Source organism: Arthrobacter sp. 05L421, assembly GCF_056397785.1.
Genome location: NZ_JBFTOC010000018.1, coordinates 48,975 through 62,394, shown reverse-complemented (window position 1 = coordinate 62,394; position 13,420 = coordinate 48,975). Strand labels below are relative to the sequence as shown.

At 68.1% G+C, this 13,420-nt stretch carries 15 protein-coding genes; 5 read left to right on the top strand and 10 right to left on the bottom strand.

The window, feature by feature from the left end:
- Positions 1-80 precede the first annotated feature (80 nt).
- A complete protein-coding gene (locus AC1DKQ_RS17840) occupies positions 81-650 on the bottom strand; it encodes a hypothetical protein (RefSeq protein ID WP_476919736.1) in 570 nt (189 codons plus the stop codon).
- Between the two features lie 384 nt (positions 651-1,034).
- Positions 1,035-1,640: a malonic semialdehyde reductase gene (locus AC1DKQ_RS17835; protein WP_476919735.1), complete on the bottom strand. Its 606-nt coding sequence runs from the start codon at positions 1,638-1,640 to the stop codon at positions 1,035-1,037.
- A 248-nt stretch (positions 1,641-1,888) separates the two neighbouring features.
- Between AC1DKQ_RS17835 and AC1DKQ_RS17830 the strand changes: the two genes are divergently transcribed.
- Positions 1,889-3,244, top strand: a complete 1,356-nt coding sequence (locus AC1DKQ_RS17830; protein ID WP_476886036.1) for a uracil-xanthine permease family protein — start codon at positions 1,889-1,891, stop codon at positions 3,242-3,244.
- Positions 3,245-3,409: 165 nt separating this feature from the next.
- On the opposite strand, the gene AC1DKQ_RS17825 is transcribed toward AC1DKQ_RS17830, so the two are convergent.
- Together AC1DKQ_RS17825 and AC1DKQ_RS17820 are read right to left on the bottom strand one after the other, a co-directional pair.
- On the bottom strand, positions 3,410-3,934 hold the full coding sequence (locus tag AC1DKQ_RS17825) for a hypothetical protein (protein ID WP_476919734.1): 525 nt from the start codon (positions 3,932-3,934) through the stop codon (positions 3,410-3,412).
- A gap of 57 nt (positions 3,935-3,991) precedes the next feature.
- Positions 3,992-4,942: an SDR family oxidoreductase gene (locus tag AC1DKQ_RS17820; protein ID WP_476919733.1), complete on the bottom strand. Its 951-nt coding sequence runs from the start codon at positions 4,940-4,942 to the stop codon at positions 3,992-3,994.
- A 223-nt stretch (positions 4,943-5,165) separates the two neighbouring features.
- Between AC1DKQ_RS17820 and AC1DKQ_RS17815 the strand changes: the two genes are divergently transcribed.
- Positions 5,166-5,666 (top strand): DUF6328 family protein, encoded by a 501-nt coding sequence (locus AC1DKQ_RS17815; RefSeq protein WP_476886033.1) that lies wholly within the window; start codon positions 5,166-5,168, stop codon positions 5,664-5,666.
- Positions 5,663-6,382, top strand: coding sequence for a DUF6766 family protein (locus AC1DKQ_RS17810; protein ID WP_476919732.1), 720 nt, complete (start codon positions 5,663-5,665; stop codon positions 6,380-6,382). The genes AC1DKQ_RS17815 and AC1DKQ_RS17810 overlap by 4 nt, the downstream gene beginning before the upstream one ends.
- A 40-nt stretch (positions 6,383-6,422) precedes the next feature.
- Here the strand turns inward: AC1DKQ_RS17810 and AC1DKQ_RS17805 are convergent, their stop codons facing one another.
- The gene (locus tag AC1DKQ_RS17805; RefSeq protein WP_476886031.1) at positions 6,423-7,547 is read right to left on the bottom strand and encodes a glycerate kinase; all 1,125 of its coding nucleotides are present in this window, start codon (positions 7,545-7,547) and stop codon (positions 6,423-6,425) included.
- A gap of 155 nt (positions 7,548-7,702) precedes the next feature.
- On the opposite strand from AC1DKQ_RS17805, the gene AC1DKQ_RS17800 reads away from it, so the two are divergent.
- On the top strand, positions 7,703-8,467 hold the full coding sequence (locus AC1DKQ_RS17800) for a histidine phosphatase family protein (RefSeq protein ID WP_476919731.1): 765 nt from the start codon (positions 7,703-7,705) through the stop codon (positions 8,465-8,467).
- Entirely contained in the window at positions 8,451-9,377 is a 927-nt protein-coding gene (locus AC1DKQ_RS17795) for an NAD(P)H-hydrate dehydratase (protein ID WP_476919730.1), read from the top strand. Before AC1DKQ_RS17800 ends, AC1DKQ_RS17795 begins: the two co-directional genes overlap by 17 nt.
- Positions 9,378-9,409: 32 nt before the next feature.
- Here the strand turns inward: AC1DKQ_RS17795 and AC1DKQ_RS17790 are convergent, their stop codons facing one another.
- The 5 genes from AC1DKQ_RS17790 to AC1DKQ_RS17770 all read right to left on the bottom strand — a co-directional run bounded on the left by AC1DKQ_RS17790 (position 9,410) and on the right by AC1DKQ_RS17770 (position 13,368).
- A complete protein-coding gene (locus AC1DKQ_RS17790) occupies positions 9,410-10,270 on the bottom strand; it encodes a glycerophosphodiester phosphodiesterase family protein (protein ID WP_476919729.1) in 861 nt (286 codons plus the stop codon).
- Positions 10,271-10,356: 86 nt separating this feature from the next.
- Entirely contained in the window at positions 10,357-10,605 is a 249-nt protein-coding gene (locus AC1DKQ_RS17785; RefSeq protein WP_476886027.1) for a hypothetical protein, read from the bottom strand.
- Positions 10,606-10,794: 189 nt separating this feature from the next.
- Complete coding sequence (locus AC1DKQ_RS17780; RefSeq protein ID WP_476919728.1) at positions 10,795-11,613, bottom strand: HAD family hydrolase; 819 nt, start codon at positions 11,611-11,613, stop codon at positions 10,795-10,797.
- A 275-nt stretch (positions 11,614-11,888) separates the two neighbouring features.
- On the bottom strand, positions 11,889-12,401 hold the full coding sequence (locus AC1DKQ_RS17775; RefSeq protein ID WP_476919727.1) for a YbhB/YbcL family Raf kinase inhibitor-like protein: 513 nt from the start codon (positions 12,399-12,401) through the stop codon (positions 11,889-11,891).
- Between the two features lie 13 nt (positions 12,402-12,414).
- Positions 12,415-13,368: a carbohydrate kinase family protein gene (locus AC1DKQ_RS17770; RefSeq protein WP_476886024.1), complete on the bottom strand. Its 954-nt coding sequence runs from the start codon at positions 13,366-13,368 to the stop codon at positions 12,415-12,417.
- Positions 13,369-13,420 lie beyond the last annotated feature (52 nt).

The following is a 13,420-nucleotide window of genomic DNA, read 5'->3' as shown; positions in this document are numbered from 1 at the left end:
CAAGTATGGCACCCGGCCCGAGGAAGCGACCGCCGGAGTCCCGGATATGACGTGCAGGCCCTTCTATGAGCCCTTCCGGCTTACACCGGGTCTTCGGTCCACAACTTCAGGATCCGGCGGGTGGCGTGCCCGCCGTCGGGCGCCATGTCCACCAGCGCTACCCGGTCCAGCGCGAAGGTCTCGCCCTGCCGGAGCCGTTTGTCGCCGTGGTGCGAGACGTGCGGCCGGTACCCTTCCAGGGTGTAGGCGGGTGTGGAGATCCTGCCTGGCAACTGCTCCACGATCCGGACCAGCTCGTTGTGGAGGATCTGCAGCTGTTCGCTGGGTTCAATCAGGTTGACCGGGATCGACCCCGCGCGCCCGAACCCGGCTTCGCCGGCCACGCTGAGCCGGCTGCCCAGGGCATCGGCCACCGGCCCAGCCATGAGGATGGCGATCTGTTCGGCAAGCGGATCACCCGACGCCGGTGGCGCGCCTGGTTCGCGTTCCGTGCCGGCTTTGTGGCGGGGTTCGGCGACGGCGAACTTGGCGACGTCCGACTTAGCGACGTCGAATTTAATTAGGGTGAGGTGCAGCGGCCAGTCATCTCGGGGAAACTCGAGCCCCTCGACGACCGGTTCCACGAAGGCCACCGCGATCAGGTTCCGCATGGGAAAAGTGTGCCACGCCGCGGCGTCCGCGAAACGGGGTGGTTGCCGCAAACAGGCAGTGCCGGCGGCGAAGGCACGGACTAAAATGGGAAGTGGCCTTGGATGTGGGCCTTGCGCTGAACCGCAGAATCACGTCCCGCGTGCCTCCGGCCTGTCCCCCATGGTGCCGGAGGCACCTCCGCGGGTGGACAGTGCCGGAGGCACCTCCGCGGGTGGACAGCGCCGGAGGCACCTCCGCGGGTGGACAGCGCCGGAGGCACCTCCGCGGGTGGACAGCGTCGGAGGCACCTCCGCGGGTGGACAGTGCCGGAGGCACCTCCGCGGGTGGACAGCGCCGGAGGCACCTCCGCGGGTGGACAGCGCCGGAGAACGGCGCCAAGGCAACTAGACGGTACGGACGACGTCCTCGTAGGCGAATTTCGGCTTGGCGGCGCCCCAGGCGTCTTCTCCGGGCTGGCCGATGTTGACCACCAGGAAGCTCTTCTGGCTTCCCTCGGGGAAGAAAGCGGCGTCGATTTTGGCGAAGTCGGCACCGGTCATGGGGCCGGCCGCGAGGCCGAGTGAGCGGACCGCAAGGATGAAGTAGCCGGCCTGCAGGTGAGCGTTGTTGTTGCCTGTGGCCGCGGCAAGGTCCGGCGCGGCGTCGTACATGGCCTTGGGGGCGTTGTAGCCGGGAAGGAACGTATCCCACTGTTCCTGCCAGGCGGTGTCGTAGCTCAGGACCGCGACCAGCGGTGCCGAAGCTGTCTTGGCGCGGTTGCCGGCGGAAAGTGCGTCCACGAGCGTGGCCCGGGCTTCGTCGGAGCGCACGTAGGTGACGCGCAGCGGCTGGGAGTTGAAGGCGGTGGGGCCGAACTTGGTCAGTTCGTAGATGGCGCGGGCCTGCTCGTCAGTAACGTCGCCGGTGAAGACGTTGGCGGTGCGGGCTTCGGCAAAGATGGCGTCGACGGCAGCTGCCTCGATTACTGCTTCATCGTGGGCGATTGTCATGGGCATCCCTTTCGCTGTGGCGGCGCACTCTCGTGTGGCCGGCTTCTCCTGGTGTCCATAGTTGCAACTTCAACAGCCCGCGTCTGCTTCCCACTGCGTCCTATGACGTGCGGCACACCGCGCCGCCAGGCGGGAGGGCAATGGCCGGAAGCCAATCGCACGAGGGGACGGCCGGCAATACCCCGCGCGGTAAAGTTGCTCCGGAAGATTCCTTCCCCGCCCGCCCACATTCTCTGAAAGGCCCCGGCATGAGCATGCTCGGCACCAAATGGAAGCTCCACGGCAACGGCAAGTCCGTCCGCCCCGGTGAGGTCGTCAGGCCTGATGAGCGGCTCACCTGGCCCCTGACGGTAGGGATCGGGATGCAGCACGTTGTTGCCATGTTCGGTGCCACCTTCCTGGTCCCGATTATCACAGGCATGCCGCCAGCCACCACCCTGTTCTTCTCCGGCATCGGCACCCTGCTGTTCCTGGTCATCACGAAGGGACGCGTGCCGAGCTACCTCGGTTCGAGCTTCGCTTTCATCGCGCCGATCATGGCTTCCCAGCAGCAGTTCGGTATTCCCGGGGCGCTCGGTGGAGTGGTGTTGGCCGGCGCGACCCTCGCCGTCGTCGGCGCCGTGGTGCAGAAGTTCGGCGCCGGCTGGATCAACCGGGTCATGCCGCCGATTGTGACCGGTGCGATCGTGGCTTTGATCGGCCTGAACCTGGCGCCCGCGGCGAAGGCCAACTTCGACCTGGCCCCCGTCACGGCCTTCATCACCTTGGCCGTCATCATCGTGGTCAGCGTGCTGTTCCGCGGCATGCTGGGCCGGCTGAGCATCCTGGTGGGAGTTCTGGTGGGCTACCTGGTTGCGATGATCCGGGGCGAGGTGGACTTCTCCAAGATGGAGGGTGCCGCGTGGGTCGGCCTGCCGCATTTCCAGACCCCCGAGTTCCACCTCGGCGTCGTGGGCCTCTTCGTGCCCGTGGTGCTGGTGCTCGTGGCAGAGAACATCGGCCATGTGAAGTCCGTGTCAGCCATGACAGGGCAGAACCTCGACGGCGTGTCCGGCCGGGCGTTGCTGGCCGACGGCGCCGCCACTGTCCTTGCCGGGCTTGGCGGCGGTTCCGGGACCACCACGTACGCCGAAAACATCGGCGTCATGGCTGCCACCAAGGTCTATTCGACGGCGGCGTACTGGGTGGCCGGCGTCTTCGCGGTGATCCTGAGCTTCTCGCCGAAGTTCGGCGAACTCATCGCCACCGTCCCCGCCGGCGTCCTGGGCGGCGCGGCCACGATGCTCTACGGCATGATCGGTGTGCTGGGCGTGAAGATCTGGGTCCAGAACAAGGTGAACTTCTCCAACTCGATCAACCTGACCACGGCCGCCGTCGCCCTGATTGTCGGGATTGCCGACTACACCTGGACCATCGGCGACCTGAAGTTCACCGGGATCGCGCTGGGCTCGGCCGCGGCCCTGGTGATCTACCACGGAATGAAGGCGATCGCGAAGGTCCGGGGGACGGTGGCGGAGCCGGAAACCGAAGATCCCTCGCCGGCTGCGGCCTCGACGGCCGCGGTCAAGGCAGCCGTCAAGCGCGCCCCCAAGAAGCGCCGCTAAATAACAGCGCTAAAAGGACACCGCTAAGAAGCACCGCTTGCGCGGCAACTTCCCGCAGACGAAGGAGGCCGGACTCCGCCCACAGGCAGAGTCCGGCCTCCTTCGCTGTCAGGGCCCCTCCTTGGGGCGGCAGCTCCCGCAGCCGCGGGGGCGACGGCGCCGGGACTAGCCGGCGTCGAAGGAGTCCTTGTCATCGTCGCGGTCCTTCGGCGACTTGCTCTCCGGCAGGTCCGTGCCGGAGCCGTCCGGCAGGCCCGCCGCGTCCTGCCCTGGCTCGGAGGAGAAGGGGCGTCCGGCGTCGGGCTCTTCCGTGTTGGCCTCGTCCATCTCCGCCTCCGACGACGGCACTGCGGCCTCGGCATCCTCCTGGGCGTCGGGGTCGAAGCCGGGGGTTGCGCTGGCGTTTTCTGAACTCATTTGTTCCTCCGTTCCTCCGAAGCGTCCTGCTCCGGGTTCTCCTGCACTGTCTTGGTCTTCGGCACCGAACTGGCTAAGGTCCGGTGCACCGGCCGGATACGTTTCGCCGTCGGGGCTGTCCTGGTTCAGCCCGGCGGCGTCGAAGGCCTCCTCCTCGCGGGGCTGGGCGAAGTTCCTTGCATCGCCGTCGGGCATCTCCTGCTCGGCGGTCGGCGTGCCGTAGCCGCCCGCTTCTTCGGTGACGCTCTTGGGATCCTGCTGGTTTTCAGTCATGTCATTCCTCCTGGTGCTGGAAAAGGGACTAGCTGGACTGGACGGATGAATGCGGACTCAGAGACCTTTGCCGCCGGTGACCGGAAGCACTGCTCCGGAAATGTAGGAACCGTGGTCCGAGGCGAGAAGCACGTAGGCGGCCGCGAGCTCCGCCGGTTGGCCAGCCCGCTGCAGCGGCGTGTCCTGGCCGAAGGAGGGCAGTTTCTCCGGCCATTCGGTGGCCGGAATCAGCGGCGTCCAGATGGGACCCGGTGCCACGGCGTTGACCCTGATTCCCTTGGGTCCAAGCTCCTGGGCCAGCGCCTTGGTGAAAGCCACTTGGGCCGCCTTGGTCATGGCGTAGTCGATGAGCCCCGGGGACGGGTTGAAGGCCTGGATCGAGGCTGTGGTGATGATGGAGGCGCCGGCCTTCAGTTGCGGGACGGCGGCCCGGGCGGTCCAGAGCAGGGAGTACAGATTGGTTTTGAAGACGCGGTCGAACTCTTCGGTGGACAGCGTTTCCAGGCTGTCACGGTTCTTCTGGTAGGCCGCATTCAGCACCAGGACATCGAGGCCCCCGAATTCGGCCAGCGTCGCCTCGACGATGTGCGCCGCGAAGTCCTCGCTGCGGCCATCGCCGGGGAGCAGCAGGGCCTTGCGGCCGGCCTTCCGGATCCACTCGGCGGTCTCCTGTGCGTCTTCCTCTTCCTCCGGCAGGTAGGAGATCGCGATGTCGGCTCCCTCGCGGGCGAAGGCGATCGCCACTGCCCTGCCGATTCCGGAGTCACCGCCGGTGATCAGGGCGGCTTTGCCGCTCAGGGCGCCGCTGCCGCGGTAGCTTTCCTCGCCATGGTCCGGTTTGGGCTCCATGGGTGCGGTGAGGCCGGGCTGTTTCTGGACCTGTTCCGGGAACGGGCCCGCGTGGTAGCCAGCGCGGGGATCGCGCGGCTGGTCCTGCTGCTTGGGCTGGTCCTGCTGCTTGCCGCCGCTGGAGGCGCTGGCTGCCGTGCTGCTTGCGTCGTCACTCATAGTCCACCTAACCACGTTCGGTTTCCAGGGAAGCTCATCGGACGGTGCAACCGTGTCCTATGAAACATCCCAGCGAAGTAATCAGTTTCTACCCTAACCTCAAAAATCGTCAGCAGGCTTACTACCGACTTGTCTTTTAGCAACTCTCAAGCCTAGGTTGAGGGTAGGCCGCACGTTGCGGCAGGTGCACGGTTTGGTTTCAGGATTGCGCGGAGGAGCACCAATGACAGGCCCAACGGCGCCGAAAGATGACGGCAGGGACGAATCGCGTCTTGAACGGATGGACCGCAACTGGGCCGAACTGCTGCAGGAGCTCCGGGTTCTCCAGACCGGGGTCCAGCTCCTTGCCGGTTTCCTCCTGACCCTGCCGTTCCAGGTGCGCTTCCAGACGCTCGACGACTACCAGACCCGCCTGTACCTCGCCAACGTTGTCTTGGCTGCCCTTACCACGGCCACCATCCTGCTGCCCGTGAGCGTGCACCGCCGGCTGTTCCGGCAAGGGTTGAAGGCCACGCTCGTGGCCAGCGCCGACGTCATCGCCAAGGTTTCACTGGCCGGCGTCGCGCTCCTGAGCGTGGGTACCACGTCCCTGATCTTCGACGTCACCGTAGGCCGGACGGCGGGCGTGGTAGCCGGCGTCGGGCTGCTCACCGTTTTGGTCCTGCTGTTGATCGTTGTTCCCGCATGGCTACAGCGGCAGGGCCGCGAAGAGGAGTCACTATGACAGGCATTTCACATCAGCGGCACACGGCAGGCACGGGAGGAACGGGAGGAACCATGGGCAGGTGGGTCAAGAACCACGGCCTGCTGCTGGCCAATATCGGACTCTTCGTCGTGTTCTTCGGCGGCATGATTCTCAGCGGGGCGGCCAGCTACAGCGAGGACCAACTGGCCCATGGTGAACCGGCGGTGAGCATCCTGCAGTACCTCGGTACCGGGGACTTTGTGGAGGCGACGTTCGAAAACTGGGAGTCGGAATTCCTGCAGATGGGCATGTACGTCATCCTGACCGTCTTCCTGTTCCAGAAGGGGTCTTCCGAGTCCAAGCCCATGGGCAGCCCCGCCCCGCAGGACGAGGACCCCAGGGAAGCCAAGCTCAAGCCATCCACCCCGTGGCCCGTCCGGCGCGGCGGCTTGGTGCTCAAGCTCTACGAACACTCGCTCTCGATCATGTTCCTGCTGTTGTTCGTGGCGTCCTTCATCCTGCACGCGGTGGGCGGTGCTGATGCCTACAACAGTGAGCAGCAGAGCCACGGCCAGCCCACGGTAACCGTGCTGGGCTTTCTGGCGACGAGCCAGTTTTGGTTCCAGTCATTCCAGAACTGGCAAAGCGAGTTCCTGGCGGTGGCGGTCCTTGTGGGCGCCTCGGTCTACCTGCGCGAGAAGGGCTCCCCCGAGTCCAAACCCGTGGCCGAACCGCACTACGAGACCGGCGCCTAACCTGCGGGGTGGCCGGCACCGCGCCCGGCCAGCAGATGCGCTACGCGCCTTCGAGGACCTGGCTGGTGACCCAGGTGAGGTACTTTGCGGCGTTGGCGATGGCGTCCTCCGGGCTGCCGGCGACGTCCAGCAGCTGCGCCGCGGCGACTACTCCGTGCGGGGCGAGGTCCTCCGGGGTGACGAGGATCCGGCCGGCCACCACGATCACCGGAATGCCGAGCGCCTGGGCGGCGTCGGCGAGGGCGATCGGCGCTTTGCCCGTCAGCGATTGGCTGTCCATGGAGCCTTCTCCGGTGATGACCAAATCAGCCACCGCGAGTTTCGCGGCGAGCCCGGTGAGCCCGGCCACCAGCTCGAAGCCGCCTTCCAGGGCGGCGGTGCTGAAGGCCAGGAACGACGCCGGGAAGCCACCGGCCGCCCCGGCGCCGGGCACATTGACGTCCCGGCCGGTCGCCCCGCGCAGGACCGAGGCCCAGTTGCGCAGGCCGGCGTCGAGCAGCTCCATGGCATCGGCGTCGGCACCTTTTTGCGGACCGAACACGTACGCGGCCCCGTCGCTGCCGTACAGCGGGTTCTGGACGTCCACGGCGATCCTGAACTTCACCCCGGCCAGCCGCGGGTCGAGGCCGCTGGTATCCACGGACGCGACCTCGGCGAGTGATCCGCCGCCGAGCGGCACAACATTGCCCGCGGCGTCCAGCGGTTTGAGACCGAGCGCCCGGAGGGCACCGCTGCCGCCGTCGCTCATGGCCGAACCGCCCACGCCGAGCACGATTTCCGTGGCCCCGGCGTCCAGCGCAGCGGCGATCAGCTGGCCGCAGCCATAACTGTGGGCGCGCAGCGAGTTGGCCGGCGTGGGCTCCATGTGCGCCAGCCCGGAGGCCTGCGCCGTTTCGATCACCGCGGTGGCCCCGCCGAAGGCGTCCGCGCGGATGGCCCACGCGGCACCGATCGGGGCCAGAATGGGGCCAACAACTGCGTTGAGCCGTTCCTCGTAACCGGCCGCAACAGCCGCCTCGAGGGTGCCTTCACCGCCGTCGGCCACCGGAAACTGGGTGGTCTCGGCGTCCGGGTAGACGCGCAGGGCGCCTTCGGCAATGGCGGCGGCGGCTTCGACGGCGGTGAGGGAGCCCTTGAACTTGTCCGGGGCGATGAGGATGCGCATGGCACTATCCTGCCAGTCCGGCGGTGCCTGACCATGCTCGACTGCCCGGCGCAGCGACAAACCCGCGCCACCGGGAGTAACGTGGCTGCCACACACATTCGGCCCGGTCCGGGCCGGCAGAGGACGACGTCGGGAACCAACGGACAGGGGGATCGATGAGCCACCACGGACACGGCAGCGTTCCGGGCGTGACCGAGCTGCTGCTGGTACGTCACGGTGAAAGCCAAGGCAACGTTGCCGCCACGCTGGCTCAACAGGCCGGTGCGCATGTCATTGAAGTCCCGGCACGGGACGCGGATGTCGGATTGTCGGACACGGGACTTGAACAGGCGTTGGCCCTGGGCAGGCTCCTCGCGGAGTATCCGGACGGCCGGCGCACACCGGTCTGGTCCTCGCCCTACCTGCGCGCCCGGCAGACCGCAGAACTCGCCGTCCAGACCGGCGGGTGGCAAACGGCAGTCCTGATCGACGAGCGGTTGCGCGACCGCGAGCTAGGAGTCCTGGACATGCTCACCACGGCCGGGGTGGAAGCCCGGCTCCCCGAGGAGGCCGGCCGGCGGCGGTGGCTCGGCAAGTTCTACTACCGGCCCCCGGGCGGTGAGTCGTGGGCGGATGTGGTGCTGCGGCTCCGCTCGCTGCTGGCCGACCTTGACAACAAGCATTCCGGCGAGGGCGTCCTGCTGGTCTGCCACGACGCCGTGATCCTGCTCATCCGCTACATCCTGGAGGGCCTCTCGGAGCAGCAGCTGCTGGACATCGCGGCCACGTCCACCATCCTCAATGCCTCCGTCAGCCGCTTCGTCCGGCCCGACGGCAGGGGGGAATGGCTGTTGGAGACTTTCAATATGGCCGACCACCTCACGAGCGAAGGCGTCCCGGTAACCCAGCACTCGGGCGACGCGGATGTCCACCCCCGCTAAGTCCCGGCGGCCCAAGCCCCCTCAGGCCGAGGCCGTCACCCCGACGTTGCTGCGTGCCTGGCCCCTTCCCGGCGGCGGCTCCGGGAAGGATGACCGTGGCTCCGTGCTGGTCATCGGCGGCGCGCGCAAGACGCCCGGAGCGGCCTTGCTCGCCGGGGTCGCTGCCCTCCGCGCGGGTGCGGGCCGGCTGACTCTGGCCGTGGCGGATTCCGTGGCGATACCGCTGGCCATTGCCCTGCCCGAAGCTGGCGTCCTTGGACTGCCGGAAACGACGGCCGGGACCGTGGTAGGTTCCGCCGGCGGGTCCCTGGCCGCCGAGCTGGAAACAGCAGACGCCGTCCTGGTGGGGCCCGGCCTGGACGACAAGGACCAAACCACGGCGCTGCTGCGTGAACTCCTCAAAGCCACCCCGGGCAACCAGCCGTGTTTTGTCCTGGATGCCTTTGCAATGGCCAGCCTGCCGGAGCTCGAAGACGAACTGTCTCCGTGGGCCGGCCGGCTGATCCTAACCCCGAACGTCACGGAGGCGGCCATCCTCCTCGGCCGGGATGTCGAGGATCTGCACCGCGAGCTCCCTGAGGTGGCCGACAAATATCACGCCGTGGTCTCCTGCCAAGGGGTGATCGCAGAACCCCGCAGCAGCGGCAGGGCTGCTGCGTCTGGGCCCCGCCTCTGGGAGATCACCACCGGGCACAGCGGACTGGGCACCTCAGGCAGCGGAGATGTCCTCTCTGGCGCCATCACCGGCCTTCGCGCCAGGGGAACGGGCAACGCGCAGGCTGCCTGCTGGGGAACGCATCTGCATGCTGCGGCCGGAGACCGACTTGCCAGCCGGCTGGGCGGCTTGGGCTACCTCGCCCGGGAGCTCAACGAGGAACTGCCGCCACTCATGATGGAACTTTCCGCCTGACGCCGGTCCCTCTCTTTAAGACCGGGACCCGTTTAAGACCAGGTCCCGCGCTCCTGGAGGACCGCCTTGAGCAGGTCCGCGCGGTCCGTCACGATCCCGTCGACGCCGAGGTCCAGCAGGCGGTGCATTTCGGCGGGCTCATTGACCGTCCACACATGGACTTGCAGGCCGTGCCGGTGTGCCCGCCGGATGAAGCCGGGCGTCACCACCGGCACGGCACCATAGCGGACCGGGACCTGCAGGGCGTGGACTCCGCGCAGTGCCCGGCGCGCCACGAGCGACATCAGCCGCGCCGGCAGCACGGGGCCCAGCAGGACGAACACGGCATTGGACACGATGCCGGCCGAACTCGCGGCGGGACGGCTCAACTGCTTCAGCACTGCACGGCGGCGCCGGTCCGAGAAACTGGCCACCAGTACCCGGTCGTGCAGTCCGTGGCGCTCGATCGCCGAGGCCAGGGTGGCCACGGAATTCCAGTCCTTGACGTCGACATTGAGCCGGACGTCAGGGAAGGCCGCGATCAGCTCTTCGAACCGCGGGATTGGTTCGGATCCGCCGATCCTGGCCAGGTCCACGGTCGCGGCAGGAAGGTCCGCGATCCGGCCCCGCTCCGCCGTGATCCGGTCCAGGGCTTTGTCGTGGAAGACCACCAACACGCCGTCGGCCGTTGTGTGCACGTCCGTCTCCAGGTGCCGGAACCCGAGCTCGACGGCGGCGCGGAAGGCGGCCATCGAGTTCTCCAGTCCGTCCAGCGAGAAGCCCCGGTGGGCAAGCGCCAGGGGCGCCCGGGTGCCGGTGAAGGTTCCGGCGGGTCCTGGGGTCCTGGCGGCTGGGTCCTCGGGGCCGCCGTCGGGATGCCCGCGGGGGGCGAAGTAGGGGTGCGGTTCAGTCACTCCTGAAGCGTACCCGAGGCTCGATCTGCCGGTGCCGGGGCCGAGGGGATCGGGTCAACGGGGCCGGCTTGAGCGGGATCGGGTCGTCAGGAGTCGTTCTGGCGGATTTCGACGTCGTCGCTGCAGTGCAGGAGTGTGCGGCCGCGGCCGCCGTCGAGGTCCACCCAGATCATGCTGTGATCCTCCGTGACGGCGTCCACGAGGCCGCCGGTCTCGAAGCCCGGGCCCAGCCGGACGCTGACGCGGTCGCCCTGGCGCAGCTGCCTCCAGTGCCGGTCCGGCTCCACCTTGTGCAGGGGTTGTTCGTCCGTGTTGTTGATGCGGTATCTGGCCATGATGTCCCCACTATCGGTCAAACGATCTGTCGCGAGGTCCCAGCCTAGGAGGCCAAGGTGAACGCCAGTTGGCCGTCCACTGGGAATCCGGTGTCCACGCGGACGGCCGGTTTGCGGCGGAGTGCAGGGGTGCAAGGGTGCAGGGGCGCCGGCGGTGTCCGAGTGGACGTGGTCAGCTCCCCCGTGGCTTCAGGGCAACCGGACGCCGAGTTCGGCGAGCTTGGCCTCGAGGATCTGGGCGACGCCGTCGTCGTCGAAGTGCGGGGCCTGCTGACCGGCGGCCCGGATCGCTTCGGGGTGGCCGCTGGCCATGGCGTAACCGTGCCCGGCCCATCGAAGCATCTCGATGTCGTTGGGCATGTCCCCGAAGGCCACCACGTCCGCGGCGCCGATGCCGAGCGAGGCCGCATATTCGGCCAGGGTCACGGCCTTGTTCACCCCGGGCAGGGACAGCTCCAGCAGGGCCATGTTCGGCGCCGAGTGGGTCGCGGCCGCCAAGTGGGCGACGGCGGGTGTCACCTCGGCCAGGAATTCGTCGGCGGTGCCTTCCCGGACGATGGCAAGGAATTTCGCGATGGAGTCCCCCTCAGTGAGGGTGGTGTGCAGCGGGGCCGGCGTGAATTCCGCGAGCAGTTCGCTCGAGCCGTTCTCGATAAAGCCCGGTTCCAAGTGGAAGCCGGTCAGGGTCTCGGCTGCAAACAGCGCGGACGGACGCAACCGTTTGATGATGCGGCGCGCCTCGAACATGGCGTCGAGGTCCAGTGTCCGGGCCGAGAGCATGCGGTCGGCCTCGAGGTCCCACACGACAGCGCCGTTGGAGCAGATGACCGTTCCGGTGTGCCCCAGCTGGTCCTGCAGGGGGTGGAGCCAGCGCGGCGGGCGCCCAGTGACGAACACCAGTTCCAGCCCGGCGTCGCGGCAGGCGTGGAACGCGCGGACGGTCCTGTCGCTGATCTTGCCGTCATGGCCGAGGATCGTTCCGTCGATGTCACTTGCTACCAGCCGCATAGTGCCAGTCTACGTGCGCCGGGACGGTCGGCCCTCGCGGCTGTGCGCGCCGAGGTGTGCGCCGAGGTGTGCGCCGAGATCGCCGGAACGCGTCGCGTTCGCCGGAATATTCCGGCGATCTGGAGAGTTTGCGGCGACCTCGGGACGGGTTGGGCGAGTTCGGCGACCTGGAGAGTTTGCGGCGATCTCGGCGACCTCGGGGCGAGGGCGGGTTCGGCGACCTCGGGCGAGTTCGGCGACCTCGGGCGAGGGCGACGGCGGCGGGCCGAGGCGGCTCAGTGGCGTTCGAAGATGCCGGTAAGCGTTCCCCGGCCCAGGGTGTGCCGCAACAGCTTCGCTTCCAGGCTGCCCGGAGAAGTGTGCTCGTTGAGCCCCGACGGTGCGATGTCGAGCGCGTGCACGGTGATGACGTACCGGTGCGGCCCGTGCCCGGGAGGCGGCGCGGCGCCCAGGTAGCCGTGGAACCCGCCGTCGTTCCTCAACTGGATGGCGCCCGCGGGAAGATGCTTGCCGCCTTCGGCGCCCGCCCCTGCCGGCAGCGACGTGACGTCGGCGGGGACGTCCAGCACGGCCCAGTGCCAGAATCCGCCGCGGCCCGGGGCGTCGGGGTCGAACATGGTGACGGCATAGCCCTTAGTGCCGGCCGGGGCGCCGCTCCAGCTCAGCTGTGGGGACTCGTCCTGGCCGCCGGCGCGCATTTTGCCGCTGCGCTGGGCAGGCGGGAGTGTCTGGCCCTCCGCAAAGGATTCACTACGGACAGGGAACTGCGGAAATTCGTGGCGTGTCATGGCTGCCTTTCACTCACTGCAGGGGTTGGGCCCCCATTTCCACCCGTGCCAGCTCCGCGCGCGTGGGCGGGTTGGCGCCGGCACGGGACACGGTGACCGCCGCTGCCCGGGAGGCATGGGCGAGCAGATCGCGAAGACTTTCGGCGGAGAGTTCGCGCAGGGCCTTGCGGTTTTGTGCCCCGTCCAGGCCCAGATCCACCACGCCGGACAGCAGCGCGGCCATGAACGAATCCCCTGCCCCCACGGTGTCCGCGACGCTGATCTCCGGTGCGGGGAACTGCGCCGCACCTGCGGCGTTGATGCCCCAGGGGCCGTGGCCGCCACGGGTCACCACCACCATGGCGGGGCCCTCGGAGCCGCCCAGCGCCAGCCAGCGGCGGGCCGAATCCAGCGGGTCAACACCGGGATAGAGCCATTCGAGATCCTCGTCGGAGGCTTTCACCACGTCAGCGAGGGTTACGAACTTTTCGGCCTGCCCGCGGGCGTAGTCCACGTCCGGGATGATGCTGGGGCGGCAATTGGGGTCAAAGCTGATGGTCGCGGACGGGTGGGCGCGCTCGACGGCGGCGAGCACCTCGGCGGCGCCGGGCGCCAGCATGGTGGCGATGGATCCGGTGTGCAGCAGCGTGGTTCCCTGGAGCAGGAACGGCAGGCGCGCCGCGACGCCGGGAAGCTCCCAGGCGAGGTCGAAGGTGTAAGTGGCGGCGCCGGCGTCGTCGATCCGGGCGGCGGCCACGCTGGTGGGCAGCTCGTCGGGTCCCAGCGGGAGCAACACGGAGCTCGACTTCAGGTGTGCGGCCAGGGCCTCGCCATACGGATCTCGGCCGTAGCGGCCAATGAACTGGACGGGATGGTCCAGCCGCGCCAGCCCCACCGCCACGTTGAGGGGGCTGCCGCCGACATGGGCCTGGACGCCGGAGGACCGCTGGACTACATCAACCAGTCCTTCGCCAATAACTGTGAGCATGACCATACTCTGCCAGAGAATCCGCTCCGGCGCCGTGTGTTGCGCGCCCGCC